This is a genomic window from Nocardioides sp. NPDC006273 (genome assembly GCF_040613495.1).
Lineage (GTDB): Bacteria > Actinomycetota > Actinomycetes > Propionibacteriales > Nocardioidaceae > Nocardioides.
In genome coordinates this window covers 40,274-66,947 of the sequence record NZ_JBEXSD010000016.1, presented here as the reverse complement: position 1 = coordinate 66,947, position 26,674 = coordinate 40,274, and the positions used below count along the sequence as shown (strand labels likewise).

Below are 26,674 nucleotides of genomic sequence, written 5' to 3'. Positions count from 1 at the left end.
GAAGCGGCTCACTCGCCGCGGATGAACGCCTCCAGCTGGACGCGACCCTCGGTGTCCTCGATCTGGACCGGCGGGCTCTTCATGAGGTACGCCGACGCCGGGATGATCGGGCCGCCGACGCCGCGGTCCTTGGCGATCTTGGCGGCACGGACGGCGTCGATGATGATGCCCGCGGAGTTGGGCGAGTCCCAGACCTCGAGCTTGTACTCCAGGTTGAGCGGGACGTCACCGAACGCGCGGCCCTCGAGCCGGACGTACGCCCACTTGCGGTCGTCGAGCCACTGCACGTAGTCGGACGGGCCGATGTGCACGTTCCGGCTGTCGATCTTGTCGGCCAGCTCGCCGGTCAGGTTCGACGTCACGGCCTGCGTCTTGGAGACCTTCTTGGACTCCAGGCGCTCGCGCTCGAGCATGTTCTTGAAGTCCATGTTGCCGCCGACGTTGAGCTGGTACGTACGGTCCAGCGCGACGCCGCGGTCCTCGAACAGCTTGGCCATGACGCGGTGGGTGATGGTGGCACCGACCTGCGACTTGATGTCGTCACCGACGATCGGGACGCCCGCGGCCTCGAACTTCGCGGCCCACTCGGGGTCGGAGGCGATGAAGACCGGCAGCGCGTTGACGAAGGCCACGCCCGCGTCGATCGCGCACTGCGCGTAGAACTTGTCCGCCTCTTCCGAGCCGACGGGAAGGTAGGAGACGAGGACGTCGACCTCGTTCTCGCGAAGGACCGAGACGACGTCGACAGGGTCGAGGCCGGACTCGGAGATGGTCTGGCGGTAGTACTTGCCGAGACCGTCGAGCGTCGGACCGCGCTGCACCTCGACGCCGGCGAACGGGACGTCGGCGATCTTGATGGTGTTGTTCTCGGAGGCGTTGATCGCCTCGGAGAGGTCCTTGCCGACCTTCTTGTCGTCGACGTCGAAGGCGGCGACGAACTCGACGTCAGAGACGTGGTAGTCGCCGAACACGACGTGCATCAGGCCCGGGACGCTGCCCGCCGGGTCGGCGTCCTTGTAGTACTCCACACCCTGGACCAGGGAGCTGGCGCAGTTGCCGACTCCCGCGATTGCTACACGAACCGAACCCATCGGGGCTCCTTCCAGTATTCCTTGCCGTTTCATCGGCAAGGAAGTCATCACTCGTTCTCTTGGCTGCTCTGCGCTGTGCGCGAGACGTCCGCTCCGTCGCGTACGCCGTCGTCATCCCTCACGTCCCTCCGACCCGCCGCCTGCTCATCGATCACAGGCTTCGGGTTGCGCTCGGCGTCGATCAGCGAGGAGAGCCATCGGACCTCCCGCTCGACCGACTCGACACCGTGACGCTGAAGCTCGCGGGCGTAGGAGTCGACCTCTTTCTGGGTCATGGCAAGCTCGCGTTGCACCCGATCGAGCCGCTCTTGGAGCCGGCTGCGGCGTCCTTCGAGGACGCGCAGCCTGATCTCCATGTCGGTGCGACCGAAGAACGCGAACCTTATGTCGAAGTTGTCGTCCTCCCAGGCCATCGGACCCACCTCGGACATGAGCTGGGTGAACTCCCGCTCACCGGCAGGCGTCAGCTGGTAGACGATCCGCGGACGCCGGGTCACCGGCGTCACGCTCTGCGCCGCCTCCTCGATGAGGTGCTTGCGCAGCATCTTCTTCAAGGCCGGGTAGAGCGAGCCGTACGACAGCACTCGACCCCAGCCAAGCATCAGGTTGAGCCGCTTGCGCAGCTCGTAGCCATGCATAGGCGACTCGTGCAGCAGCCCAAGGACTGCCAACTCGATCGTCTCTGCTCGACGTGCCATGCGACCTATCGTAGCGATATATCCGTGGATGCCAACAGCGACCAAAGTCTTGTCTGATGACGCCGGAAGGAACCACTTCGATGCAACCGTCACCGAACTGTTGCCGTCGGGTGACTTGAGGCGCGCTGGGCGTGGATGCGCGAGCGCTAGCGTCGATTGCGTACGCTGATGGCTGCCGTTCACCGACCTGCGGAAACCACCCGGGGAGATGTCCGGCAAGCGTCGCGTCAGGTTCAAGGGGTTCCCTCGGGGGGATTCAGCGACGTCGGGGGATTGTCAGTGTCAGCCCGTCCGGTCACGTGCCGGGCAGTCACAGGAGCAGTGCAACACCCGTGAGCGACCATTCCGGCGCCTTTCCGAACGGACACAGTTCTCAAAGGCCCAGCCCTCGTAACGCCAGCCCCCGTAGACCCGATCTCGGTGGGCTGCCAGGACGACCCCAAGGTGGACCGCGTCCGCCGCAGGGTGGTTCGTCCGGTCGCCCGCCGGCTCCGCGTCGCCCGCAGGGCGCTTCGCAGGGCCCGCCTCCCGGCGGCCGCCCGCGGCCCCCGGGCGCCCAGCGACCGATGCCCCCCGGCGGTCCCCGCCCGGGTCAGCGGCCCCCTTACCCGGGCCCTCGTCGTCCCGGCGAGCCTCCGGTCGACCGGCTCGGCCAGCGGCCTGCGCGTCCAGAGCGACACAGCAACGGAGTCAGTGGTGGCAGCGGTGGCGGCAAGGGGCGCGACCCCAAGTCCGCCTTCGGTGGTGACTACGGCGGCGGCGAGCGGGACAAGAAGGCGCTGGCGATCCGGATCGGCAAGATCGGGGCCGTCTGCGCGCTTGTCCTGGCGCTGATCGGCAGCGCCGGAGTGATCATCTCCTACCACATGATCTCGATCCCCAGCGCGAACGCGGCGTTCGAGGCCGAGTCCAGCTTCGTCTACTACGCCGGTGGCAAGAAGGAGGTCGGCCGCTTCCAGGCGGGCGACCAGAACCGTGACGCGCTGAGCCCGGAGGAGATGCCGGCGATCGTGAAGGACGCTGCCGTCGCCGCCGAGGACCGCAGCTTCTACGAGAACAACGGCATCGACCTCAAGGGCATCGCGCGCACGCTCTTCTCCAACGCCACCACCGGCAGCCAGGGCGGCGCCTCGACGATCACCCAGCAGTACGTGAAGAACCTCTACCTGAGCAGCGAGCGCACCTATTCCCGCAAGGTGAAAGAGGCGGTCGTCTCGCTCAAGATCAGCCGGCAGAAGTCGAAGGACGAGATCCTCACCGGCTACCTCAACACCGTCTACTTCGGCCGCGGGGCCTACGGCGTCCAGACCGCGGCGAAGACCTACTTCCGCAAGTCGGCCAAGGACCTGAACATCAAGGAGGCCGCGGCGCTGACCGCGATCCTCAACAACCCCAACGGGTTCGACCCGGAGAAGGCGGGCACGGACGCCGGTGGCACCGAGCTCCTGGGCCGCTATCAGTACGTTCTCAACGGGATGGCCGAGCTCAAGAGCCAGGGCAAGGCCCTCAGCGACTACGACGCGGCCACCCTCGAGAAGGCGAAGGAAGCGCTGCCCAAGTTCCCCAAGCCGAAGGCCGACAGCCGCCTCGGCGGCCAGAAGGGCCACGCGCTCACCCTGGTGAAGAACGAGCTGAAGTCCCTGAAGAACGAGGACGGCAACCCGCTCTTCACCGAGGAGGAGATCGACAGCAAGGGGCTCAAGATCACCACGACGCTCAGCGCGAAGGCGATGAAGGCGTCGGAGGATGCGGTCGAGGAGGTTCGTCCGGACGGCTTCAAGGCGGTCAAGGAGAAGAAGCCGAAGGACGAGCTCCACATCGGTTCGGCGACCGTGGACGTGAAGACCGGCGCGCTGAAGGGCTTCTACGGCGGTCAGGACTTTCTCGACTCTCAGATCAACTGGGCGGCGAACGGAGGCATGGCAGGCTCGACGTTGAAGCCCTTCACGCTTGCCGCGGCCCTCGACGCCGGCTATTCCCTGAAGGACACGTGGACCGGCACGGCCGGTCTGGAGATTCCCGGGGGCAAGGTCATCCGTAACTCCGGGCAGAACCCGGCGTACCCCAACGGCCACGACTACGGCAAGCACATCACCGGGATCAAGGCGCTGGAGGAATCGGTCAACACCTCCTTCGTCGAGATGACCCAGGCTCTCCCGAACAACCACGAGGAGGCGTGGGAGCAGTTGGTGAAGGCCGGCATCCCACCTGTGGAGGCGAGCGCGGAGGACGCCCCTGCCAACTACCGGTCGGTCCCGGCGTACTCGCCCGACATGGAGCCGACCGACTACCTGGTGACCTTGGGGAAGGCGATCGTCAGTCCGATCAACATGGCCAACGCGTACGCGACGATCGCCAACGGTGGCGTCCGCAACACCGTGCACGTCGTGGACAAGGTCGTCGGCGCTGACGGCGAGGTCCTGTACGAGTGGAACCAGCGGGACGGCGAAGAGCGCGCGATGTCGGAAGACGCCGCCGACGACACCTCCTACGCCCTCCAGAAGGTCGTCGAGAACGGCACCGGCAAGGCCGCAGGTGTGGTCGCTCAGCCGGCGGCCGGCAAGACGGGCACAGCGACCAACGACGAGGACGAGGTCTCGTCCGCATGGTTCGCCGGGTTCACGCCACAGTATGCGACTGCAGTCGCATACGTGCGCGGTGACGGAAACGACAAGCTCGACGGTTGGCTCCCGGAGTACTACGGAGGGTCGTATCCCGCCGAGACCTGGGCCGGGATCATGGGCACGCTGACCGACGACCTCGAGATCGAGGAGTTCCCGGAGCCGGCCTGGATGGACGGTATCGCGCCGCAGGACGGCCACGAGCCGTCGCTGACCGCGACCCCGAAGCCGAGTCCGACGCCCTCGGAGAACTGCTCCAAGAAGCGAGAGCGCAAGGGCCTCTGCATCCCGATCGAGAAGCCTGAGGAGGACCAGAAGCCGAGCGACGAGCCCACCGAGGAGCCGGACGAGGAGCCGACCCCGGACGAGCCGGAGACGACCGAGCCCGAGGTCCCCGAGGCCAGCTGTGACTGGTTGGGCGACTGCGAGACGTCCTCGCCGCCGGCCGATGGCAATAATGGCGGTGGCAACAACGACACCGGCAATGCGGAGGGCGCTACTCAGTGACGGATGGTCCAGTGACCTCCCCCGCGGCGGAGGACGCGGTCGTCAGGACCGCCTCCACCGCGGTGGGCGGTCCTCTCGGGGGACTCGCACACGGCCGACGACGCTGGTTCAGCGCTGTCGGCCTGTTGCTGCTCCTGACCGCGCTCACGTTCGCGATCGGGATGGTGTCGAAGCAGACCTGCTACAACGCCACCTGGACCAACGGCGAGAGCCGATACACCCAATTCTGCTACTCCGACCTGCCCTATCTCTACGTCGACCGGGGCCTGGCCGAGCACGAGTGGCCGTACTCCTCCGATCCTGACGTCCGGGCGCGCTACTCGCAGGTGATGGAGTATCCGGTCGGCATCTCCTACTACGCCTGGGCGACGGCGCACGTCACCGACTGGCTGACCGACACCCCAGACGAGGACGAGCGCCATCTCGTGGAGACCTCGAGCTTCTGGGGCCTGCCCGGCATGCACCACGAGATCCGGGTCTTCATCATCGTCAACGTGATCGGCTTCGCGGTCGCCGCGCTGCTCTCGGCCTGGTTCTTGGCACGTACGCATCGCCGACGGCCCTGGGACGCCGCCGCGTTCGCGCTCGCCCCGGTGCTGGCGGTGACCGGGATCATCAACTGGGACATGCTGGCCGTGGTCTTCGTGGCCGGTGCGCTGTGGGCGTGGTCGCGGGACCGGCCGCTGCTGACCGGCATCCTGATCGGGCTCGGCTGCGCGACCAAGCTCTACCCGCTCTTCCTGCTCGGCGGGCTGCTGATCATCTGCATCCGGCGTCGTCGCTACTACGACCTGGCGGTCGCCGTCCTGGCGACGATCCTCGCCTGGGTGCTGGCCAACCTGCCCGCGATGGCGACCGGCCTCGAGCAGTGGAAGGTCTTCTGGAGCTTCAACTCCGAGCGCGGCCCCGATCTCGGCTCGCTGTGGCTGGTGGCCCAGCAGGCCAGCGACGCGGCCATCTCGGCGCAGACGGTCAACGTCGTCTCCTGGGCCTTCTTCATCGCCTGGTGCAGCGGCGTACTGATCATCGGTCTGACCGCCCGCGAGACACCGCGGCTGGCGCAGCTCGGCTTCCTGATCGTCGCCGGGTTCCTCTTGGTCAACAAGGTGTATTCACCGCAGTACGTGCTCTGGCTGCTGCCGCTCGCCGTGCTCGCCGTGCCGCGATGGCGTGACCAGCTCATCTGGCAGGCCGGTGAGCTCGTCTACTTCGTCGCCGTCTGGTGGTATCTCGCGGACCTGCTGGCCGGCAGCGGCGGCGACCAGCCGGCGTACTGGTTCGCGATCCTCGCCCGTGTGGCTGCCGAGGTCTACCTGATCACGGTCGTCGTCCGGGAGATCTACGAGCCGTGGCGCGACCCGGTCCGGTGGACCGAGGCTCGCACCGAGACCGAGGAGACTCCGGCGACTCAGGAGTCCAGGATGATCTCGTCGAACGACGTCGCGGTGTAGCGCACCCGCACCTCGAGCTCCTCGCCGACCTCGGGCACGCGCGCGCCCGAGGGAAGCATGAGCATCGACTCCTGCATGTGCGGCGGCTCGGCGAACCAGAGCGCCTTGCCATCGAGCGTGTACGGCGAGCGCGACTGACCCATGGCGTCGAGCCCGCCGCGGGCGACCGCGAGGGCGCGCGAGCGCAGGTGGGTGTCGCCGAGCGGCGCCTCGAGCCCGATCCCGTGGGCGGTGCCGCCCGAGGCGACCACCAGGTGACCGGCGCGCATGGCGTTGCGACCGCGATAGCCGTAGGAGTATCCGCGCTCGAGCGGGTGCACGTCCTCGACGGTCGCGGTCACGGTGAGCGCGCCGCGGTCACCGAGCCATAGGCCGGTGCCGACCCGGGGCCGGAAGATGACGTCGCCGTAGGAGGCGCGCAGCTGGGCGAGCTCGTTGGCGCTCAGGTGGGAGACCCACACCGTGGTCGCCTCGGCGCCGACGACGGCGTCCATCTGGGCGCGTACCTCGGCCAGCGAACCGCCGTCGAGGCCGAAGTGCATCGTGACGCCCTCGAAGCGGGCCCGCTCGTGGGCGATGGCGGAGGTCGGCCACAGGTCGCCCGGCGTCATCCCGTGGCGGCGCATCGAGGTGACCAGCTCGAGGATGACTCGGGGGTTGGGCTGACGCTCGAGCAGCAGCGGCAGGTCCTCGGGACGGCTGATCGTGTGGATCACCCGGTCGGCGATCTCCGGGTTGATGTCAGGGGAGTAGGGCCGCCACGGCGTGAGGACGTAGATCGAGCCGCTGAACCGCGTCGCGACCTCCCAGACCTCGTTGTAGGTGCCCACCGCGAGGGTGTCGACACCGGTGCCGAGCTCGTTGAGCCACTCGGTCTGGTGGGCGAGCTTGCGGAGGGTGAGGCCATAGCCGTTGCCCTTCGCGACCGGGACCAGGCCCGGGGTCGCCTCGGCGAAGGCCTGGACGTGCTTGCGCCAGCGATCGGAGTCGACGGTCAGTTTCAGCGGCATACGGTGATCAGCGCCTCTTCATGTAGACATCGAAGGCCGTGTAGATCGGCTTGTTCAGCGGCAGGTCCCACTCCCCGGCGTACTCCACCGCCTGGCCCCCGGTGCCGACCTTGAACTGGATCAGCCCCACGTGGGAGTCGTCGGTGGAGAGCGTCGGAGTGATGCCGCGCAGGTCGTAGGTGGTCGCGCCGGCGGCCATGGCATCCTGGATCATCGCCCATTGAAGGGCGTTGGAGCCACGTACGTCTCGCTTCTCGGTCGAGGAGGCCCCGTAGGAGTACCAGGCGTGCTGGCCGACGCGGACCAGGATCGTGGCGGCGACCAGATCGCCCTCATGCCGGGCCAGGAAGAGCTTGATCCGGTCCGGGTCCTCGCTCGACATCGCCCAGAACATGGTGCTGAAGTAGCTTCGCTGCCGGGGCGTGAAGTGGTCGCGCTGAGCGGTGTGGACGTAGAGGTCGTGGAAGGCGCTCAGGTCGCCCTCGAAGTCACCGTCCGCCGGGTTGGTGGGGGAGGCCACGGTGACCTCGACGCCCATCTTGGCGGACTTCTTGATGTTGCGGCGCCAGAGCTGGTTCATCTGTTTGAGGACCTCGTCCTCGGTCTTCGGGGTGCCGTCCTCGTGCGCCAGCGGGATGACGAAGTTGTACTGCGGCTGCCCTGCGCCGAAGCCGTCCTCGGGGGACTGAAGCCTCCAGCCCGCCGCCCTGAGCTGCGAGACGACGCGCGCGCCGATGGCGTCGCGATGGGTCGGGGTGAGCTGGCCGAGCCGCTGGACGGTGTCGTCGGCGATGCCGTCCTTGACCTGAGCCGCGCTCCAGGTCGCGGTCGTGACCGGCGGACCGATGCGGATGCCGAAGGCGCCGTTCTTCTTCAGGTAGGACGCCAGCGGGTCCAGCCACGGAGCGAGATCGCCCGACCAGTCGATGCTCGGACCCTCGGGCAGGTAGGCGAGAGTGAAGCGCTCCAGCTTCGGGACCGGGCGGTGGAGCACCAGCGCGGCGCCGACGAGGGCGCCACCCTGCAGGTCGTCGAACCACCCGACCGACTCCGAGCGCCACTCGGTCTTGACCCGCGCCCACGACGGGGTCTGGAGGAAGCTCACGCTGGGTTGCTTCTCGATGAAGGCGAGATGCTCCGCAGCGGTGATGGGGCGCACGGTGAGACTCACCCGCAGAAGGCTACCCGCTGCCGGTGGTCGAGCGGCCCCCGGTGGTCGAGCTTGTCGAGACCACCCCCGAGGAGGCGGTCTTCCCAGGTTCGGCCAGCGATACCTAGTGAGTCTGGAGCATATAGACGCTATTGTCGGCGGCCAGATGTATCACGGCTGGGGCAAGGGCCTCCTTGGGGCCGTGACAGCAACCATGACCACCACGATGACGCGTCCGCGCGTCATCTGGCCCCCCACCGGCTCGGCGCCGATCCGGAGGCCGCCGGTCGAGGAGGGGACTGTGACACGGGTGCGACGCGAGGTGGGTCATGCCGACACACCTGCGACCGTGTGGTCCCAGGCCACGGCCGACTTCGACCGCTGGCTCAGCGGTGACTCCACCGCTCTCGACGAGCTGGTCGCCACGATGACCCCGATCCTGTGGCAGATCGCGCGCTCCTACCGGCTCTCTGCCGAACAGGCGGAGGACGTCGTCCAGAACACCTGGCTCACCTTCGTACGCAAGCACTCCTCGATCCTCGACACCGCGGCCGTCGGCGCCTGGCTCACGCTGACCACGCGCCGTGAGGCCTGGCGGGTCGCGAAGCGATCCGGGCGCGACGTACCTGTGGAGGACGAGGCGCTCGAGTCCCGTGTCCCCACGCAGCGCTCCGCGGAGTCGCTGGTCGTCGAGGGCGACCGCAACTCCCTCATCTGGGCGGCCGTCGAGTCGCTGCCGGAGCGGTGTCGGCGGCTGGTGCGCGTGGTCGCCTTCTCCGACCGGCCCGACTATGCCGGTCTGGCCGAAGAGCTCGACATGCCCATCGGCAGCATCGGCCCCACCCGCGGCCGCTGTCTCGGGAAGCTGCGAGATGCCCTGCGGGACAAGGCACTGTGGGAGGGGACGGCGTGATGGGTCGCTCGGAGGAGCCCACTCGTGAAGAGCTGTTGGGTCTGGTTCGACAGGCTTATGTCTCTGGCGACCCTGTGCCGGGAGGTCTGATCTCCCGGATGCAGGCGGCTGCCGCCGGCGCCGCCGAGGACTCCGGTCTCGGGCTCGATCTCGAGCTGATGCTCCTGGTGGAGTCCTCGTCTGGGACGGAGGCCGCCGGCGTCCGCTCGTCCGCCGCATCCGCGTCCGCCCGCTCCGCCTACACGCTGCGCTTCGCGCAGTCCGGTGTCGACGTTCTCGTGCGTGTCGCGTCCGACACCGACACCACCGCCCGTCTCGACGGCTGGGTCGTCCCCGGCTCGCCCATGACCGTCCGCGCCATCCGCGCCGACGAAGTCCGTACGCCGATCGTCGCCGTCACCCTCGGAGCCTCGGGTCGCTTCGAGCTCACCTCGTTGCCCGCAGGCCTCATTCGGCTCCGCTTCGAGCCCGCCGACGGCGCGGCTGCTTTTCTGACCCCCACGTTCGAGATCTGACCCAGGAGACACGATGGTCCACCGCCCTACCCGCAGAGAGCGCGAGCCCCTCCTGTCGGTCGCGTACGGCTCCACCGAGGCGCGTGTCCTCGACCCGACCAATGCGGTCGCCGTCGACGGCGTCAACGCGCGCTCGACGATCTACTCGTCGTCCGTCCTGCTGATCTCCAAGTCGGTCGACTTCGAGGACACCTTCAAGCGCATCGAGGAGGCCGCCAAGGGTCTTGGTTGGCGTGCCATCGCTGAGGAGGAGCCCGCTCACGCTGTGGGGCTCCGGTTCGGGGTACGTCGCGTGCGACTCGGGGTGCGGCTGGGCAAGGCATCGCAAGCCCCCGACGCATGGACGCTTCTGCAGTATCTCCGCTCTGATGGGCCAGAGAACGTTCAAGGTGTAAGCCTGGAGCACGTGCTGGTTCCGTGCCCGGCTGTAGATTCGAGCCCGTTCAATCAGCCGCATCCTTTTAACCAGCCGCACCCGTTCAATCAGCCGCACCCGTTCAACCAACCGCACCCCGCTGGTTACGACCCTCTAGGAACCGGCGGTCGTGGCCCGGTCGCATACGTAGGTACGCGCCCGCAGAGGCTCGACGACACGAAGATGGAAGGACGCGAGAGGCCGGTCGTGGCGGTGCTCGACACAGGGTGCGGAGAGCATCCATGGCTCGACTTCGTCGAGCGAGATGCTCGGCTCGACGGACATCCGATCGGCTGGCCGCAGTCCGTCCCAGATTCCGAGGTGGACGGCGACCAGGTGGGTCCTCTCGACGGTTTAATCGATCCTCTTGCCGGCCATGGGACCTTCATCTCCGGGTTGGTCCACCAAGCATGCCCAGACGCGGAGATTCTGTCCTGGCGGATTGTCCCTCCGGAGGGTTCGATCGCCGAGACGGACTGGATTACGGCCTTGGCGCAGATTGCAGAGTTGGTCGACCTCTACCGGAAGGGCGACCCGCGAGGTAGACGAATCGATGTGCTCAATCTTTCGATGGGTTACTACCACGAAACGCCCTCCGACCTCTTCTTCGACCGGACTCTCTATGAGGTCCTTGCCGACCTGTGCAGTAACGGCACCGTTGTGGTCTGCGCGGCGGGTAACGACGCCACGTCGCGCCCGAACTTCCCGGCAGCGTTCGCTCCCTGGTCCGATGGCAAAGGTCCGGTTACGACGGCGCCTGGTGTGCTCCCGATCGTCTCGGTCGGCGCGCTCAACCCCAGCCGCCGCTCTGATGCACTTTTCAGCAACGCGGGCCCGTGGGTGAGGGCGCATGATGTTGGAGCTAACGTCGTCAGCACTTTCCCTACGACGTTTGACGGAGGCAATCAATCCGCCATGGCGACCGAATTCGAAGGGCGTGACCGAGCTTCCCTAGATGTCGACGACTTCACGGGTGGGTTCGGCACTTGGAGTGGCACTTCCTTTGCCGCGCCGCTCCTCGCAGGAAGAATTGCTCAGCGTCTGTTCGAGTCCGGTCCCGCCGCAGACGCCAGTGAGGCGACCAAGCGTGCGTGGACGGTTCTCGAGGAGTTGACCACGCTTCGGCTGGAGTCCTGAGGCGCCATGACCAAGGCGGATCGGCTACATAAGGAGGGGGTGGCTGCGGCCACCGCCGGCAACTTAGCGGAAGCCGAGCGTCTTCTCCGCGACGCACTCGACCAAGCCGGTGCAGATGGCGAATTGGCCGTGCAAGCACGAGCAGAGGCGACCCTTGCTTACCTTGCTGCGGACCGTTCAACGATCGATCATGCGCTCGATCTCTGTGAGCAAGCCTTGCGATTCAACGGGCTCGACGCAGCAACTCGCGGAATGCTTGCTGGCCAGCGCGCCACGCTGTTGCGAAGGGCGGGACGGGTCAATGAGGCGTTGACGAGTTTCAGCGAGGCGATCGACCTTCTTGCATCATCGCCAGCCGATCTCGCTCGAGCACATGTCAACCGTGGCACGGTCTACCTGGACCAACATGACACGGCTGCAGCAGCATCAGACTTCTCCGCTGCGGCTGATGGTCACCGCGCTGCAGGTGACGAGATGTCGGCCGCTCAGGCTGACCACAATCGTGCCTATGCGATGTTCCTTGCGGGGGACCTCGTCGCTGCGCTCGAGGTGATGGAGGCGTCGTATGACTTTCTGTCCGCAGCCAGCCCACTTGTGAAGGCGGTCTGCGACGCCGACAGGGCAGAGGTGCTGATGGCGGCAGGGCTGACGCGGCAGGGTGGTGAGATGCTGCGACAGGCCGCCGAGGCGTACGGATCGAGGCGGCAGCGGCAGCGGCAGGGCGAGGCCGAGCTCGCGCTCGCTTCGCACTTGGTCGCCACCGACCCGGTCGAAGCGCACCGGGTGGCGCGCTCGGCGCTGGGCTGGTTCGAAGAGGCCAAGGCGCCCGGGTTGGCGCTGAGGGCCCGTGCGGTGGCGTTCGAGGCGGCCGTCACGGCAGGCCAGGATCCGAGCGAGGAAGGCGAGGCGCTGGCCGGTCCGCTCGAGGAGCAAGGCCTGAGCTGGCCGGCGCTCCGGGTGCGTATGCAGGCCCGGTTGGCGCGCATCCGCTCAGCGGAGAACGCCGACCTGCCGACGAGGCCTGCGAGCGGCAGGGTCATCGGCCCGGTGCCGCCCGAAGCGCCTATCGACATCCGCCTTCTTGAACGCGAGCTGCGTGCGGAGCTCGCCGTCGCCGCAGGCCGAGCCGTCGGCGGGCTCCGTGAGCTCCGGGCAGGCCTCGACGACTTCCATCTGTGGCAGAGCTCGTTCGGCAGCCTGGACCTGCAGACCAACGTCGCCGGGCACGGCCGCACCCTGGCGAGGCGTGGCCTGGAGTTGGCCGTCGAGTCGGGAGAGGCCGACGTGCTCTTCGAGTGGTCGGAGCGTTCGCGGATGCTCGCCTCGCGGGTCCAGCCGGTGCGACCGCCGTCCGACCCGCAACTGGCAGCCGACCTGGCCGAGCTCCGCGGCGAGGTGACGCCCGAACGTGAGGCCGAGCTGCGCGAGCAGATCCGCCAGCGTGCTTGGCGGGTCAAGGGATCGGGTCAGGTCTCGGATCCGATCTCCCTTCCCGACCTGCGCAAACGTATCGGTGGCCATGCGCTCGTCGCCTACGTCGTCGCCGGCGGCCGGATCGTCGCCGTCGTCGCCACCGATGACTCCTCGGCGAGGATCGACCTCGGCGACCAGGCCGCGCTCGGGTCCCTCCTGGGCGGTCTGCTGCCGGACCTCGACGTCGCTGCGACCGATCTTCCAGGTCCGCTGGGCGCTGCCGTACGCGGTGACCTGACCGCCCGGCTCCGGAAGCTCTCCGATCTGCTGGTCACCCCGATCCTCGAGCGCATCGGTGACCGGCCCGTCGTCCTGACCCCCTCGGCCGTTCTGGCCGCGGTGCCGTGGACGTTGCTGTCCGGCTTCACCGGTCGACCGGTGACGGTCGCCCAGAGCGCCACCGCCTGGCTGGGCCGCGCTGACACCCCGCTGCGCGCAAAGACGGCAGGCTTCGTCGCCGGGCCGAGGGTCATGCGCGCCACCGACGAGGTCAACCACAGCGCCACCGCCTGGTCCGACTCGTGCACACTCACCGGCACCCACGCCACCGCGGCTGCCGTCTCCGCGCTGGCAGCCGAGGTCGACGTACTCCATCTGGCCGCCCACGGCCACCATTCCGCCGACAACCCGCTCTTCTCCGGGCTCGAGCTCACCGACGGGACCTGGTACGGCTACGACATCGACGGCCTCGCCGCCGTCCCGGACGTCGTCCTTCTCTCCGCCTGCGAGGTCGGACGGTCGACCATCCGCTGGGGCGAGGAGCTGATCGGCCTGGTCGGCGCCTGGCTCCACGCCGGCGCCCGCGCCGTGATCGCCTCGCCCGCGGTGGTGGCCGATGAGGCGGCGTACGAGGTGTTCAGCCGTCTCCACGGTGCCCTCGCGAAGGGCCTGGCCCCCGCTGAAGCTCTCGCCGAGTGCCTCCCCGCAGCGACCACGGACGCCCCGCCGGCCCCGTTCGTCTGCTTCTCGTAAGGACGCCGAACTCAACGTGGATGGGTGAGGACCGAACAGTTCCTCACCCATCCAACCAGGCTCAGTTAGGCCTGTTGTGCGGCGCCGCGAAAGCGTAGATCGCCAGTGCCGTGGTGACCGTGGTGGTCGCCGCAAGGTACGCGCGTGCCTTCAGTCCGTTCGTGGTCATTCTGTCCCTCCTCTCGTGGGGTTGGGGAGTACGGCCTGATCAAGTTGAAGATCGGACGGATTGAACCGGATCGTCAACTGCGTTCGGAACTGTCTGGGTCCGAGATGATGCGACGACCAGCAGTACGAGGCCTGTGATGAGGAACAGGTCGCCGATGCTCAGAACTTTCATCAGAAGTGGGATCGGGATCAGGTCTGCTAGTGGCGTCCAGAGCGGCGACACGTCGTCGAGGCGGATGTAACCCGGGGCGTCGGTGACCAATTGCTCGTTGGAGTATCCGGCGACTCTGGCCCCGGCGATGCTGTACGGCATCAGGCCAAGCGCGGCGATCGGTATCGAGTTCGAAGCAGTGCCCAGAGGGATGAGGAGCAATGCCCATCGTCCCGTGTCACGAGACCAAAGCGATCGATTAAGCCAACTGAATGCGATCGCGATGACGACCACCAGGACCGCATAGACGCGCCGTTCGATGGACTCTGTGACCTGCTCGGGCCACCATCCCTCGGCCTGCACGAACTGGAGCGCGGCCGCGAGAACGATCAACCATTTCCCGCGCAGGCTCGTCAACGACACCGCAACGTTCGGGCGGGCGACGATGATGAGGCCGATGACTGCTGGCAGCACCATCAGCGTGAGCATTCCGGGGCCTGGCACCCGCCGTACGATATCGATCCGGAGCCGGGGGGGGAAGGACTTTGCCTAACCAGGTTCAACCAGTCCCCGGCGACCCCTAGGAGACTCAGTCACGCCGATCGTGACTGAGTCTCCTAGGGGTCTGAGCAACTGCCTGACGGGTCGCAAGAAAAGTATCGGCGACCGTGTATCAGGCAGGCAGCCGCCTACTCCTTGGGGCTGTCCGGGCCGAGGTTCGGGGGAAACTCGGTTCGGGCGCTGACGCCGCCGCCTTGGGGGAGGCAGGCGGTTTCGGGGCCGCAGCGTGGGTTGGGCACGAGGGGGATGCCCAACCTGCGCCGGGCGGCTAGGACGCCTGGGGGCGTTGGGTCGGGCGGGGTGGTGAGGGGAATGACTACCCCGCCCGGCAACTTTCGATTGTCCCGCTCCCGCATCCCTGAGGCAATGGTCGGTGAGCGCAGAACTGGAATGTGTTCTAGACGGAACGGTCCAGGCGGCCGAGGCGGTGCCCGAGGGCCGGGGTGACCCGGTCGACCCAGGTCGCGGTGATGTGGGAGTCGTCGTAGTAGGTGACGACGTCGCCGACGACGAGTGGGCAGCGCTCGGAGCAGACCAGGTCGACGATGTCGACGTACGTCGCCTCGGTGTCCGCGAGCGCCTCCTGGGTCACCTCGTTGGAGTCGACCTCGGTGCCGTCGGCCTTCACGACGCAGTCCTCGAGGAGGTTGCGGGCGTCGGAGAGGCACTCACCGGGGTCGTTGTCGACGGCGGGAACGTCGGCGAAGACGCGTACGTCCGGGGTGATCTTCTCGAAGGACTCGACCCCGTCGCGTACGCCCTCACGCCACTGCTCCTCGGTCGAGACGCCGTCGCGCTCCTCCATGTCGAGCATCCCGCGGGCGCCGACGACGATCGTGTCCGGGTCGAGCTGGGTGATCTGCTCGTTGGTCCACTCCCGGAAGTCCTCGCACTCCTCGACGGTCATCTTCGAGGACTTCTGCTTGACGCCGTACGCAGCGCAACCGAGCTTCACGAACGGGACCAGCTTCACGTGCTGGCGCTCGGCAAGGGTGTCGAGCGCCGGCAGCCACATCCCGATGTGGGAGTCGCCGACGACGGCGACGGTGCGCTCGGCCTTGCCGTCGCCGTAGACGCAGTCTCCGTCGAGCCTGGTGTCGCCGTGGCCCGCGAAGCAGTAGCCACCGCGCTCGGCCCACGAGTCGGTGGCGTCGAACTTCGCCTCCGGGGGCAGCGGGGCACCTTCCTCGGCGGCCTTGATCGTCTTCTTCAGAACGCCGGTGACGGGCTTGTGGTCGGTCTCGAGGACGTCGGGATTGTCGGCGAACCACTCTTCGGCGTTCGCCTTGGCGACGTTGACCTGATAGCCGGCGTACGCCTGCGAGCTCGTGCCCGCGACCAGGGCGAGGGCAGCGGCGGCGGGCCAGAGCGCGAGCGCGCGGCGGCCCTTGGTGAGATGCGGGATCTTGTGACGCTGGAAGGGCATCTCGATCCAGTGGTAGCTCGCCGCGGAGGCGGCCAGGATGAGCGCCAGCATGATCAGCAGCTGGCGGACGCCGCCGCCGGGGATCACCTCGGGAGCGAGGATCAGGATCGGCCAGTGCCACAGGTAGAGGCTGAACGAGATGTCGCCCAGGTAGCGCAGCGGCTGCTTGGAGAGCAGCCAGCCGGTCGGGGTGGCGGGGCCGGCGACCAGGAGGGCGACGGTGGCGAGCACCGGGACCAGTGCGTGCCAACCCGGGAAGTGGGTCGCCTCGCTGAAGCTGGCGGTGGCGTAGACGAGGGCGCCGACGCCGACGATGCCGAGGCCCGCGGCGGCGAGGCGACCGGTCCGGGTCGCGCTGGTCGCGACCTGAAGACGTCCGGCGAGGCAGGCGAGCAGTGCACCGGCGGCGAGTTCGAACGCCCGGGCGGGGGTGGAGAAGTAGGCCGTGGTCGGGTCGGCGGCGGTTGCGTGCAGCGACCACGCGAAGCTGACCACCGCGACGAGCGCGGCCAGCGCGGTGACCGCGCGACGGCGGTGGTGCTTCGGGATCCAGAGGGCGACGGCGAGCACGAGCAGCGGCCAGACGACGTAGAACTGCTCCTCGACCGAGAGCGACCAGTAGTGCTGGAACGGTGAGGGTGCGGCGGTGTTGAAGTAGTCGACGGCCTGGTCGGCGAAGTGCACGTTGGCGAGGAAGACCGCCGCCCAGCCCGCATCGCCGGCGATCTGGTCGGTGCGGGTCTGGGGCAGGACGATCGCGCTGTAGGCGAGCACCACCAGCATGGTGGCGGTCGCCGCCGGCAGGATCCGGCGGGCGCGGCGGGCGTAGAACTGGCTGATGCTGACCGTGCCGCTGCGGTCGGTCTCACGCAGCAGCAGGGTGGTGATCAGGAACCCGGAGAGGACGAAGAAGACGTCGACTCCGACGAACCCGCCCTCGAACCCGGAGAGCCCCGCGTGTCCTGCGATCACCAGACCGACAGCGACCGCCCGGAGACCTTGAACATCGGCGCGCCAGTTCGAACTCATTCGAAGAAGGATATGTCAATGGCCCGGTTGGGTCATAGTCAACAGTCCCGCTGGGTGGTCCTTCTCGCCGAATCTTCAGCGATCTCTCAGCGCCGACTCATCCCCTCAGAGCCGTTCGCGAAGCCAGGCGAAGTCGCTCGCGTGCTCCTCGGCGCCGCCGGGGGTCTCGCAGATGACCGGCGCGCCGGCATCGCGGACGACGTTGGCCAACACGTCAGGATCGATCTTCCCGGCGCCGAAGTTGGTGTGACGGTCGGCTCCGGAGTCGAACTCGTCGCGGGAGTCGTTGCAGTGGACCAGGTCGATGCGGCCGGTGATCTTGCGGACGTCCTCGACCACGGTCTCGAGCGGGTTGCCGCCGGCGTGCGCGTGGCAGGTGTCGAGACAGAAGCCGACGTTCTCTGCGCCTTCGGCCGTGGAGATGGCCTCCCACACGCCGGCGATCCGGTCGAGGTAGCGCGCCATCGCGTTGTCGCCGCCGGCGGTGTTCTCGATCAGGAGCGGGACCTTGATGTCGGTCGCCTCGATCGCCTTGCGCCAGTTGTCGAAGCCCTTCGTCGGGTCGTCGTCCTTGCCGACGTGGCCGCCGTGGACGATCAGGCCCTTGGCACCGACCTCGGCAGCGGTGTCCATGTGCTGCTGGAGGAGCTTGCGGCTCGGGATGCGGATCCGGTTGTTCGTCGTGGCGACGTTGATGATGTAGGGCGCGTGGACGTAGAGATCGACTCCGGCCTCCTCCGCGCGGGCCTTGAGAGCCGCCGCACCCTCGGCGTACGTCACCACCGGGCCCTTGTAGGACTGCGGGTCGCCCAGGAAGAACTGCACCAGGCTCGCGCCGCGGGCGGTCGCCTCGGCGACGGGGTCGGTCTGGTCTACGTGGGCACCGATCGCAACAGCCATGGCCTCAGTCTAGGACGCCGCACCGACGGTCCCCGGGGGGTCGAGTGGTCCCCGGCGGTCGAGCCTGCCGAGACCTTGACTTCATACCTTACGGGGGTATGGTAGATCGCATGGACGAGCACACCGGTCACGAAGGCCACGAGGAGCACGCGGATCACGGCTACCTCCACAACAAGAACAAAGAGGCGTACCTCAAGCGCCTCAAGCGCATCGAAGGACAGGTGCGCGGTCTGCAGCGGATGGTCGAGGACGAGGCCTACTGCATCGACATCCTCACCCAGGTCTCCGCCTCGACGAAGGCGCTCCAGGCGGTCGCTCTCGGGCTGCTCGACGAGCACCTCGGCCACTGCGTCGCCGGCGCGGTCCAGAACGGTGGCGCCGAGGCAGACGAGAAGCTCTCCGAGGCCTCTGCTGCCATCGCCCGCCTCGTCCGGTCCTGACTGTCAACAATCCTACGAACCCCAGGAGAACCTCATGAGCACCCAGAACTTCACCGTCGTCGGCATGACCTGCGGCCACTGCGCCTCCTCCGTCACCGAGGAGGTCACCGAGATCGACGGGGTGAGCAACGTCGACGTCGACCTGGCCTCGGGCAACGTCACCGTCACTTCCTCTGAGCCGATCTCCGACGACGCCATCCGCGCAGCCGTCGAAGAGGCCGGCTACTCGCTGGCCTGACCACGATGACCCCCACCGCCGCAACAACGCCCACGGAGCAGCAGCTCGAGATCGAGGGAATGACCTGCGCGAGCTGCGTGCGCCGTGTCACCAAGGCCATCAGCCGCGTCGAAGGTGTCGAGGACGCCAACGTCAACCTCGCCACCGAGACCGCGCTGGTGCACTTCGATCCCTCCCGCACCGACCTCGCCGAGATCAGCGCCGCCATCGAGAAGGCGGGCTACCAGGCTGTCCTGAGATCGTCGACTGTCGACGATCCGCAGGCGCCCAAGATCGACGAGGACGATCGGGACGTGCGGCGGGAGGCAGAGCTCGTCCAGCTCAAGCGGCGGTGGGTCACGGCCCTGACGGTCGGCCTCGGCCTGATGGCCTTGATGTACGTTCCGCTGCCGGTCAACGCCATGGAGCCGGTGATGTCGATCGTGCTCGTGGTCGCCGCGGTCACCCAGTGGTGGGCGGGTCGAGACATCTACCTCGCGGCGACGCGGGGCCTGCGGCACGGCACCGTCGACATGAACACCCTGGTCACGCTCGGCACCGGGATCGCCTTCGCCTACAGCGCCTTCGTGACCCTGTGGATGGGGCAGGCCGAGGCGTGGGGCCTGCCGCTCCACCTCTACTTCGAGACCGCCCTGGTCATCATCGCGCTGGTGCTGATGGGCCGCTGGCTGGAAGCACGGGCCAAGTCGCGTACGGCCGACGCCGTCAAGGCCCTCGTCGGCCTCATGCCGGAGACGGCCACGGTCGTCCGCAACGGCCGTGATTTCACGGTCCCGGTGGCGGACCTGAAGGTCGACGACCGGATCCGCGTACGCGCCGGGGAGAAGATCCCGGTCGACGGCCGCGTCGTCGCCGGAGCGTCCTACGTCGACGAGTCCATGCTCACCGGTGAGAGCGACCCCATGCGCAAGGCCGAGGGCGACATCGTCATCGGTGCGACGATCAACCAGACCGGGTCGTTCGAGTTCGAGGCGACCGCGGTCGGCTCCGAGACCACGCTGGCGCAGATCATCGCGATGGTCGAGTCTGCCCAGGGCTCCGGCACCAAGCTGCAGCGCCTGGCGGACCGGGTCTCGGCGGTGTTCGTGCCCATCGTCCTGGTCGTGGCCGCGCTGACCTTCGTCGGCTGGCTGGCCTTCGGGCCCGACGCCGAGAGCCTCACCAGCGCCGTCACCGCGGCCATCGCGGTCCTCATCATCGCCTGCCCCTGCGCCCTGGGCCTCGCCACGCCGGCCGCCGTCATGGTGGGCGCCGGCCGCGCGGCCGAGCTCGGCGTACTCGTCGGGTCGGGCGAGACCCTCGAGCGCGCCCGCTCCGTCACCGCCATCGTCTTCGACAAGACCGGCACGATCACCCACGGCAAGCCCGAGGTCTCCGAGATCGTCCCCACCCCCGGCTGGACACCGGACGCCCTCGTCCGGATCGCCGCCGCCGCCGAGACCGGCAGCGACCACCCCCTGGCCACCGCCCTTCGGGCCCGTGCCGAGACCCCCGCCGAATCTGTAGAAATGGCGGGCGAGACCGTAGAAATGGACGACGAAACTCTACTTTCGTCGCCCACAACTACAGATTCGGCCGCCACAAGTGCGGTTTCGGCGTTCGAGGCACACCCGGGACGTGGGATCAGCGCGGTCGTGGACGGCCGCCGGGTCGTGGTCGGCAACTCGGCGATGCTGGCCGAAATTGACCTCGACGTCGCCGATGACGGGGCCGTTCTGGTTGCTGTCGACGGGGCGTACGCCGGTTCGATCCGGGTCGAGGACCAGGTCCGCGAGGAGGCCAAGGAGACGGTCCGCCTGCTCGAGGACTCCGGCGTCGAGGTGCACATCCTCAGCGGCGACGCGGCCGCGACGGTGGCGAAGGTGGCCGACGAGGTCGGCGTACGTCACGCCGCCGGCGGCCTCCTGCCCGAGCAGAAGCTCGCCCGGATCCAGCAGCTCCAGGAGGACGGCAAGGTCATCGCGATGGTCGGCGACGGGATCAACGACGCCCCGGCGCTGGCGCAGGCCGATGTCGGGATCGCGATCGGCACCGGCACCGACGTGGCGCTGGCCGCCTCCGACATCACCCTGGTCGGTGGCGACCTCCGTGGTGTGGTGACCGCGCTGGCACTCTCCCGCCGCACGGTCGCCACGATCAAGCAGGGCTTGTTCTGGGCGTTCGCCTACAACGTGCTCCTCATCCCCGTCGCCGCGCTCGCCCTCCTCGACCCGGTCCTCGCCGGCGCCGCGATGGCGATGAGCTCGGTCAGCGTGGTCACCAACGCGCTGCGGCTGCGCGGTTTCAAGCGTCCCGAGACCCCCGAGGCGTACGCCGGCCGTGGTTTCCTCACCAAGGCCCGTGACGGTGGGTACCTGGTGGTCACCGCCGTGGTCGCGGTCGCGATCGGCGCCGCGCTGACCTACGTGTCGCGCAGCGAGCCGGCGCAGCGAGGGATGAACGGCATCCTGGAGTGGGCGCAGGGGATGAGCCCGATGCGGCCGTCGATGACGGAGATGCACGAGATCGACGTGGCCCCTGTCGTCTCCGACGAGTCGGGCATCGATGTCGCGATCACGCGGCGTGAGGGCGGGCTCCGGTTCCTCGTAACCGACGCCGAGACGGGGGAGTCGGTGACCGACCTCGGCCGGACTCACCAGGCGTGGATGCACGTCATCGTGACCAGCCAGGACCTCTCCTGGTTCCGTCACCTGCACGCCGAGCCGACCGGTCGCCCCGGCGAGCTCGAGACCGACGTGACCTTCCCCGCCGGAGGCACCTACCGCGTCGACACCGAGTTCCGCCGGCGTGCCGACATCGCTGACGTCCTCGACCGGCAGCAGCTCACCATCGAAGGTACGCAGCCCCCGGCCGTCCCGCTCGAGGAGAGCCCGAGATCGTCGACTGTCGACAGTCTGACGGTCACACTCGAAGGCGCAGTGGTCGCCGACCAGCAGAACGACCTGCACCTCAGGTTCGAGGACAGCACCGGGAAGAGCGTGGACGATCTACAGCCCTATCTCGGCGCTGCCGGCCACGTGGTGGTCATGAGCGCGGACGGCAAGACCTTCGTGCACGGTCACGCAGAAGGCACCGAGCTGGCGGTCCCCGGGACGTCGTTCGGGCCGGAGCTCGGGCTGCACCTGGACGTACCCAAGGCCGGCCTCTACCGCCTGTGGGCCCAGTTCCGGCTCGCCGACGACGAGGTGATCACGGTGCCGTTCACGGTCGAGGCCGTGGATTCGGCCGAGACTGTGGATTCGGGTGAGGGAGGCGCCGGTTGATACGCTGACGCGTCCCCCTTCACAGATGGAGACGGGACATCGCATCAGCCCTCCTGCCATGGAGAGACCATGGCCGCCGAGTCCGTAGGAGGTGGAGAACGCTATGCGCGCCTATGAAGTAATGGTGATCCTCGAGCCCAGCCTCGATGAGCGCACCGTCGCCCCGACCCTTGACAAGTTCCTGAAGGTCGTCACCACTGATGGTGGCACCGTCGAGAACGTTGACGTCTGGGGACGCCGTCGTCTGGCCTATGAGGTCAACAAGAACGCCGAGGGCATCTACGCCGTCGTCAACCTGACTGCCGAGCCCAAGACCGTTCTGGAGCTCGACCGCCAGTTTGGCCTCAACGAGCAGATCCTGCGTACGAAGGTCATCCGTCCGTCCAAGTGACACGGATGTCACCGTCGGAAATGTCGGTACCGGGCCCTATCTTTGGGCCCTAGGCCAGTTCAATTGATTTGTAACTCCTGACCGACACCGACAACCAGATCAGACTCAAGGGAGATCTCATGGCAGGCGACACCGTCATCACCGTGATCGGCAACCTCACCGACGACCCGGAGCTTCGCTTCACACCGTCGGGTGCAGCCGTTGCCAACTTCACGATTGCTTCGACACCCAGCAGCTTCAACCGGACGACCAACGCGTGGGAGGACGGGGAGACCCTCTTCCTGCGCTGCTCGATCTGGCGCCAGGCTGCTGAGAACGTCGCCGAGTCCCTGCAGCGCGGCATGCGTGTCGTCGCTCAGGGTCGCCTGAAGTCGAGGTCCTACGAGACGCGCGAGGGCGAGAAGCGCACTGTCTTCGAGCTCGAGTGCGACGAGATCGGTCCGTCGCTCCGCTACGCGACCGCCAAGGTCACCAAGGCCAGCCGCCAGTCCGGCGGCCAGGGTGGTGGCCAGGGCGGTGGCGGTTACAACCAGGGCGGTGGCTACAACCAGGGTGGCGGCTACGGCGGTCCCCAGGGTGGTGGCCAGCAGCAGGCTCCGGCCGGAGGCAACGACCCGTGGGCCTCGCCGGCTCCGCAGCAGCCCGCCAACGCGGGCGGCGGCGCACCGGCCAACGACCCGTGGGCAGCCCCGGGCGTGGGCAACGACGAGCCCCCCTTCTGATCAGCAACAACCCAATCCGAATCCCTCAACCATTCCGGCACTCAACCCATATGCCGCTCCGCGGCGGGGGCCGGGCTTCTAGAAAGGAAGCACCACAATGGCCAAGGCAGTGATTCGCAAGCCTAAGAAGAAGGTTTGCCAGTTCTGCAAGGAGAAGGCGACCGGCGTCGACTACAAGGACGCCACCCTGCTCCGTAAGTTCATCTCCGACCGCGGCAAGATCCGTGCGCGTCGTGTGACCGGCAACTGCGTCCAGCACCAGCGCGACGTGGCCATCGCCGTCAAGAACGCGCGCGAGGTTGCTCTGCTGCCCTACACCTCCACCGGTCGCTGAGGAGGATCGACATGGCTACCAAGATCATCCTTCAGCAGGAGGTCACCGGGCTCGGTTCCGCCGGTGACGTCGTCGAGGTCAAGGACGGCTACGCCCGCAACTACCTGATCCCGCGTGGCGACGCCATTCGCTGGTCCCGCGGCGCAGAGTCGCAGGCCGAGTCGATCAAGGCTGCGCGCTCGGCTCGCTCCGTGCGCGACGAGGCTCACGCCGCCGAGATCAAGAACAAGCTCGAGTCCAACACGGTCAACGTGAAGGTCCGCTCCGGCAAGGACGGCCGCCTCTACGGTGCCGTCACCGCCGCCGACATCGCCGCCGCGGTCAACGAGACCACCGGCCAGTCGATCGACAAGCGCACCATCGCGCTGGGCAACCCGATCAAGGGCCTCGGTGCTCACGAGGTCTCCGTCAAGCTCCACGACGAGGTGTCCGCCAAGGTGGCCCTCAACGTGGTCCCCGCTTGATCTAGGGATTCCGCAAGGCCCGCCTCCTCTGGGAGGCGGGCCTTGTTCGTTTTCGCCGAGGCGTCAGGTACGTCGGCCGAGACGTCACTCAGGTCGTCCGACTGGGCACCTGAGTGCCATCTCGACCGACCGCAGTGACGTCTCGTCCGACCGGAGTGACGTCTCGCCCGACCGGAGTGACGTCTCGGCTCAGAACTTGTTCGCGATCTTGGTCAGCTTGGCGACGTACGCAGACCAGTCGTACTCGGAGGGGACGTTGTCGCCGGCCTTGCGCCAGCCGACGGCGCCGTCGATCTCCTCGCGGAGGATGTCGGCCTGTCCGCCGTGGCCGGCGAGATCGGCGAAGAGATGCACCAGCATCTGGTGCAGGGTGACTTCCTCGCCACCCCAGTGCGGCACGTGTCCGATGGCGTCCGGCGGTAGCGCGTCGATCGTCTCGTTCCCGTGCGCGATGACCCGACGGTAGAGCCCGATGATCCCTTCGAGGGTCTCGTCCTCCGTGGCGTACCAGTCTGCCTGCGGGTCGACCTCGAAGACCTCGTCCGAGATCAGCGCCTCGGGTTCGGGGAACGGACGATCGAACGTCGACCCGAGGTAGACGGCCTCGACTCCGGTGACGTGCTTGATGATGCCGAGGAGGTTGGTGCCGGTCGGCGTACGCGGCAACCGGGCCTCCCGTTCCGAGAGACCCTCGACCTTGGAGATCAGGGCTTCGCGGCGGGCATCGATGTAGGACTTCAGCGTGCTCTTCGGGTCGGCGGGCATGTCTTGACCCTGACGCCGAGTCGGATTCGGCGCAACCGAGTTGCGCCAGCGGCGGCGGCCGAGGATCAGACGCCGGTGACCAGCCACCGGTCAGACCGCGCCCGGAGCGTCAGCACCACGAAGCGCGCTCCCATGAACCCGACCGCGAAGGAGCTCCACACCCACACCAGCCCGCCGCCGAGTACGACGACCAGCGCGACGAGCGGGACGTAGGCGACCAGGGTCCAGACTCCGCCCCAGGCCAGGTAGCGACCGTCGCCGGCGCCGATGAGCACCCCGTCGAGCACGAAGACGACGCCCGCGATCGGTTGCGCGATCGCCGCCACGAGCAGCACCGGCACCAGCAGGTCCCGCACCGCCGGGTCCCCGGTGAAGAGCGCGCCGAGGAACGGTGAGACAGACGCCAGGAGTACGCCGGCCCCGACCCCGATCACGACGCCCCACCAAACCATCCGGGCCGTGATGGCCCGAGTCTCATCGGCGTCCCCAGCCCCCAGCGACCGCCCCGTGAGCGCCTGCGCGGCGATCGCGATCGCATCGAGCACGAACGCCAGGAACGTCCACAGCGTGAAGGCGATCTGGTGGGTCGCCAGCCCGACGGCCTGGTCGCCGACGGCGAGATGGGTGACGGCGTAGGTCGTGGCCAGGAGCGCCAGACGCAGCGTCAGCGTACGCACCACGAGGGCAACGCCCGCCCTCGCGGAAGCCCGGATCCCGGGCAGGTCCGGGCGCAACGGCGCGCCCTCCTTGCGGGCGGCCCGCACCACGACGTAGGTCAGCATGGCGGCGGCCAGCACCTGCGCGATCACCGAACCGATCGCCGAACCGGCGATCCCGAGGCCCGCTCCGTAGACGAGGGCGACGTTGAGCACGATGTTGAGTACGTTGGCGACGACCGCCGCGACCAGCGGCGTGCGCGTGTCCTGCAGTCCGCGGAGCACGCCGGTGGCCGCGAGCATCATCAGCAGCGGTGTCACCCCGACGACTGCGATCCGGAGGTAGGTCGTCGCGGGACCGACCACCTCGTCGCCCGCGCCGACCGCGCGACAGAGCGGCTCGGCCAGCACCATCACCGGCATCGTGACGAGGACGCCGATGATGACGGCGAGCCAGATCCCGTCGATCCCCTGCCGGAGGGCGCCGGCGGTGTCCCCGGCGCCGATGCGGCGGGCGACCGATGCCGTGGTGCCGTACGCGAGGAAGACACAGAGACCGACGATCGTCTGCAGCACCACACCTGCGACACCGAGACCGGCGAGCTCGCTGGTGCCGAGGTGACCCACGATCGCGGAGTCCGACAGCAGGAAGAGCGGTTCGGCCACCAGGGCCAGGAACGCGGGGATCGCGAGTCGCCAGATCTCCTTGTCGAGACCGCGGCGGTCGGTCTTCGAGTAGGTCTTCGCATCCGCCGGGTTCGTCACGGCGTCAAGGTTAAACACCGTCCGGCCGGAGCGCTTTCCAGGGCAGGTGGAAAACCTGTGGAAAACGTCGTCGCGGCGCTATGTCGACAAAACGCCCGTATCGGCACAGCCATGTCGGTCGTGAACCCGGATAGGTGACGTACTTTCTTTCGTCCACAGCCTTGGGAGAGTGAAACCCCAGGTCAGAGGTGCTTCGACGCCGCTTTTGCACCAGTTATGCACAGGCGGTTCCCCAGGCTGTTCACATTGGCCAGGGGCTCGTCCACCGCTATCCCCTAGTTATCCCCAGGGCCTGTGGATAACTTGCTGTCGCCGATGTGGTCTGCGACGTAGGGTCGCGGAGACTTGAGGGTGTCGTCGAGAGTTGGCCGGGGACTGCGCGAGCAGGACTGTCGGTGCTCACCCGTAGCGTGGGCCGGGATCGATGGAGATCCCGCCGCGACGATCC

22 protein-coding genes are annotated in these 26,674 nt (G+C 67.9%); 13 read left to right on the top strand and 9 right to left on the bottom strand.

Annotated features, from left to right (window positions below):
- Positions 1-8 precede the first annotated feature (8 nt).
- Both ABZZ22_RS09655 and ABZZ22_RS09650 read right to left on the bottom strand, forming a co-directional pair.
- Positions 9-1,091 (bottom strand): inositol-3-phosphate synthase, encoded by a 1,083-nt coding sequence (locus tag ABZZ22_RS09655; protein WP_354929878.1) that lies wholly within the window; start codon positions 1,089-1,091, stop codon positions 9-11.
- A gap of 47 nt (positions 1,092-1,138) precedes the next feature.
- A complete protein-coding gene (locus tag ABZZ22_RS09650; protein ID WP_354929875.1) occupies positions 1,139-1,789 on the bottom strand; it encodes a PadR family transcriptional regulator in 651 nt (216 codons plus the stop codon).
- 566 nt (positions 1,790-2,355) lie between these two features.
- Between ABZZ22_RS09650 and ABZZ22_RS09645 the strand changes: the two genes are divergently transcribed.
- Positions 2,356-4,917 carry a transglycosylase domain-containing protein gene (locus tag ABZZ22_RS09645; protein WP_354929872.1) on the top strand — a complete coding sequence of 854 codons (2,562 nt, stop codon included), beginning with the start codon at positions 2,356-2,358 and terminating at the stop codon, positions 4,915-4,917.
- Between the two features lie 11 nt (positions 4,918-4,928).
- Positions 4,929-6,368, top strand: coding sequence for a glycosyltransferase 87 family protein (locus ABZZ22_RS09640; protein WP_354929869.1), 1,440 nt, complete (start codon positions 4,929-4,931; stop codon positions 6,366-6,368).
- Here the strand turns inward: ABZZ22_RS09640 and ABZZ22_RS09635 are convergent.
- Together ABZZ22_RS09635 and ABZZ22_RS09630 are read right to left on the bottom strand one after the other, a co-directional pair.
- A complete protein-coding gene (locus tag ABZZ22_RS09635) occupies positions 6,326-7,378 on the bottom strand; it encodes an alanine racemase (RefSeq protein WP_354929866.1) in 1,053 nt (350 codons plus the stop codon). The two genes, ABZZ22_RS09640 and ABZZ22_RS09635, sit on opposite strands and share 43 nt — an antisense overlap.
- Positions 7,379-7,385: 7 nt before the next feature.
- Positions 7,386-8,549 carry a peptidoglycan bridge formation glycyltransferase FemA/FemB family protein gene (locus tag ABZZ22_RS09630; RefSeq protein WP_354929863.1) on the bottom strand — a complete coding sequence of 388 codons (1,164 nt, stop codon included), beginning with the start codon at positions 8,547-8,549 and terminating at the stop codon, positions 7,386-7,388.
- Between the two features lie 280 nt (positions 8,550-8,829).
- Here ABZZ22_RS09630 and ABZZ22_RS09625 point away from each other — a divergent pair, with 280 nt between their 5' ends.
- The 4 genes from ABZZ22_RS09625 (at position 8,830) to ABZZ22_RS09610 (ending at position 13,953) form a co-directional block, all read left to right on the top strand.
- Positions 8,830-9,441 (top strand): sigma-70 family RNA polymerase sigma factor, encoded by a 612-nt coding sequence (locus ABZZ22_RS09625; RefSeq protein WP_354929860.1) that lies wholly within the window; start codon positions 8,830-8,832, stop codon positions 9,439-9,441.
- Entirely contained in the window at positions 9,441-9,956 is a 516-nt protein-coding gene (locus ABZZ22_RS09620) for a hypothetical protein (protein ID WP_354929857.1), read from the top strand. Before ABZZ22_RS09625 ends, ABZZ22_RS09620 begins: the two co-directional genes overlap by 1 nt.
- A 13-nt stretch (positions 9,957-9,969) precedes the next feature.
- Positions 9,970-11,508 carry a S8/S53 family peptidase gene (locus ABZZ22_RS09615; protein WP_354929854.1) on the top strand — a complete coding sequence of 513 codons (1,539 nt, stop codon included), beginning with the start codon at positions 9,970-9,972 and terminating at the stop codon, positions 11,506-11,508.
- Positions 11,509-11,982: 474 nt separating this feature from the next.
- The gene (locus tag ABZZ22_RS09610) at positions 11,983-13,953 is read left to right on the top strand and encodes a CHAT domain-containing protein (protein ID WP_354929851.1); all 1,971 of its coding nucleotides are present in this window, start codon (positions 11,983-11,985) and stop codon (positions 13,951-13,953) included.
- Between the two features lie 208 nt (positions 13,954-14,161).
- Here ABZZ22_RS09610 and ABZZ22_RS09605 read toward each other — a convergent pair whose 3' ends face one another.
- From ABZZ22_RS09605 to ABZZ22_RS09595, 3 genes are all read right to left on the bottom strand, one after another.
- Complete coding sequence (locus tag ABZZ22_RS09605) at positions 14,162-14,761, bottom strand: DUF5317 family protein (protein ID WP_354929848.1); 600 nt, start codon at positions 14,759-14,761, stop codon at positions 14,162-14,164.
- A 469-nt stretch (positions 14,762-15,230) separates the two neighbouring features.
- The gene (locus tag ABZZ22_RS09600; RefSeq protein WP_354929845.1) at positions 15,231-17,288 is read right to left on the bottom strand and encodes an acyltransferase family protein; all 2,058 of its coding nucleotides are present in this window, start codon (positions 17,286-17,288) and stop codon (positions 15,231-15,233) included.
- A gap of 105 nt (positions 17,289-17,393) precedes the next feature.
- A complete protein-coding gene (locus ABZZ22_RS09595) occupies positions 17,394-18,188 on the bottom strand; it encodes a deoxyribonuclease IV (RefSeq protein WP_354929842.1) in 795 nt (264 codons plus the stop codon).
- 110 nt (positions 18,189-18,298) lie between these two features.
- Here ABZZ22_RS09595 and ABZZ22_RS09590 point away from each other — a divergent pair, with 110 nt between their 5' ends.
- The 7 genes from ABZZ22_RS09590 (at position 18,299) to rplI (ending at position 24,040) form a co-directional block, all read left to right on the top strand.
- Positions 18,299-18,628, top strand: coding sequence for a metal-sensitive transcriptional regulator (locus ABZZ22_RS09590; protein ID WP_354929839.1), 330 nt, complete (start codon positions 18,299-18,301; stop codon positions 18,626-18,628).
- A 34-nt stretch (positions 18,629-18,662) separates the two neighbouring features.
- Positions 18,663-18,866: a heavy-metal-associated domain-containing protein gene (locus ABZZ22_RS09585; protein WP_354929836.1), complete on the top strand. Its 204-nt coding sequence runs from the start codon at positions 18,663-18,665 to the stop codon at positions 18,864-18,866.
- 5 nt (positions 18,867-18,871) lie between these two features.
- Positions 18,872-22,129, top strand: coding sequence for a heavy metal translocating P-type ATPase (locus ABZZ22_RS09580; RefSeq protein ID WP_354929833.1), 3,258 nt, complete (start codon positions 18,872-18,874; stop codon positions 22,127-22,129).
- A 103-nt stretch (positions 22,130-22,232) separates the two neighbouring features.
- Positions 22,233-22,520, top strand: coding sequence for a 30S ribosomal protein S6 (gene rpsF / locus ABZZ22_RS09575; protein WP_179660396.1), 288 nt, complete (start codon positions 22,233-22,235; stop codon positions 22,518-22,520).
- A 119-nt stretch (positions 22,521-22,639) separates the two neighbouring features.
- A complete protein-coding gene (locus tag ABZZ22_RS09570) occupies positions 22,640-23,242 on the top strand; it encodes a single-stranded DNA-binding protein (RefSeq protein WP_354929830.1) in 603 nt (200 codons plus the stop codon).
- 97 nt (positions 23,243-23,339) lie between these two features.
- A complete protein-coding gene (gene rpsR, locus ABZZ22_RS09565) occupies positions 23,340-23,576 on the top strand; it encodes a 30S ribosomal protein S18 (protein WP_008355445.1) in 237 nt (78 codons plus the stop codon).
- Positions 23,577-23,587: 11 nt separating this feature from the next.
- Positions 23,588-24,040, top strand: a complete 453-nt coding sequence (gene rplI, locus ABZZ22_RS09560; protein WP_354929826.1) for a 50S ribosomal protein L9 — start codon at positions 23,588-23,590, stop codon at positions 24,038-24,040.
- 189 nt (positions 24,041-24,229) lie between these two features.
- Here rplI and ABZZ22_RS09555 read toward each other — a convergent pair whose 3' ends face one another.
- Both ABZZ22_RS09555 and ABZZ22_RS09550 read right to left on the bottom strand, forming a co-directional pair.
- A complete protein-coding gene (locus ABZZ22_RS09555) occupies positions 24,230-24,805 on the bottom strand; it encodes a DinB family protein (protein ID WP_354929823.1) in 576 nt (191 codons plus the stop codon).
- 65 nt (positions 24,806-24,870) lie between these two features.
- A complete protein-coding gene (locus tag ABZZ22_RS09550) occupies positions 24,871-26,226 on the bottom strand; it encodes an MATE family efflux transporter (protein WP_354929820.1) in 1,356 nt (451 codons plus the stop codon).
- Positions 26,227-26,674 lie beyond the last annotated feature (448 nt).

Excerpts from the sequence above, each read along its gene's own strand:
- ABZZ22_RS09635 (WP_354929866.1), bottom strand. The coding sequence starts at position 7,378 with ATGCCGCTGAAACTGACCGTCGACTCCGATCGCTGGCGCAAGCACGTC.
- ABZZ22_RS09555 (WP_354929823.1), bottom strand. The coding sequence starts at position 24,805 with ATGCCCGCCGACCCGAAGAGCACGCTGAAGTCCTACATCGATGCCCGC.
- ABZZ22_RS09595 (WP_354929842.1), bottom strand. The coding sequence starts at position 18,188 with ATGGCTGTTGCGATCGGTGCCCACGTAGACCAGACCGACCCCGTCGCC.
- ABZZ22_RS09610 (WP_354929851.1), top strand. The coding sequence starts at position 11,983 with ATGTCGGCCGCTCAGGCTGACCACAATCGTGCCTATGCGATGTTCCTT.
- ABZZ22_RS09645 (WP_354929872.1), top strand. The coding sequence starts at position 2,356 with ATGCCCCCCGGCGGTCCCCGCCCGGGTCAGCGGCCCCCTTACCCGGGC.
- ABZZ22_RS09650 (WP_354929875.1), bottom strand. The coding sequence starts at position 1,789 with ATGGCACGTCGAGCAGAGACGATCGAGTTGGCAGTCCTTGGGCTGCTG.
- rpsF (WP_179660396.1), top strand. The coding sequence starts at position 22,233 with ATGCGCGCCTATGAAGTAATGGTGATCCTCGAGCCCAGCCTCGATGAG.
- rplI (WP_354929826.1), top strand. The coding sequence starts at position 23,588 with ATGGCTACCAAGATCATCCTTCAGCAGGAGGTCACCGGGCTCGGTTCC.
- ABZZ22_RS09580 (WP_354929833.1), top strand. The coding sequence starts at position 18,872 with ATGACCCCCACCGCCGCAACAACGCCCACGGAGCAGCAGCTCGAGATC.
- ABZZ22_RS09605 (WP_354929848.1), bottom strand. The coding sequence starts at position 14,761 with ATGCTCACGCTGATGGTGCTGCCAGCAGTCATCGGCCTCATCATCGTC.
- ABZZ22_RS09600 (WP_354929845.1), bottom strand. The coding sequence starts at position 17,288 with ATGAGTTCGAACTGGCGCGCCGATGTTCAAGGTCTCCGGGCGGTCGCT.
- ABZZ22_RS09655 (WP_354929878.1), bottom strand. The coding sequence starts at position 1,091 with ATGGGTTCGGTTCGTGTAGCAATCGCGGGAGTCGGCAACTGCGCCAGC.
- rpsR (WP_008355445.1), top strand. The coding sequence starts at position 23,340 with ATGGCCAAGGCAGTGATTCGCAAGCCTAAGAAGAAGGTTTGCCAGTTC.
- ABZZ22_RS09620 (WP_354929857.1), top strand. The coding sequence starts at position 9,441 with ATGGGTCGCTCGGAGGAGCCCACTCGTGAAGAGCTGTTGGGTCTGGTT.
- ABZZ22_RS09585 (WP_354929836.1), top strand. The coding sequence starts at position 18,663 with ATGAGCACCCAGAACTTCACCGTCGTCGGCATGACCTGCGGCCACTGC.
- ABZZ22_RS09590 (WP_354929839.1), top strand. The coding sequence starts at position 18,299 with ATGGACGAGCACACCGGTCACGAAGGCCACGAGGAGCACGCGGATCAC.
- ABZZ22_RS09570 (WP_354929830.1), top strand. The coding sequence starts at position 22,640 with ATGGCAGGCGACACCGTCATCACCGTGATCGGCAACCTCACCGACGAC.
- ABZZ22_RS09615 (WP_354929854.1), top strand. The coding sequence starts at position 9,970 with ATGGTCCACCGCCCTACCCGCAGAGAGCGCGAGCCCCTCCTGTCGGTC.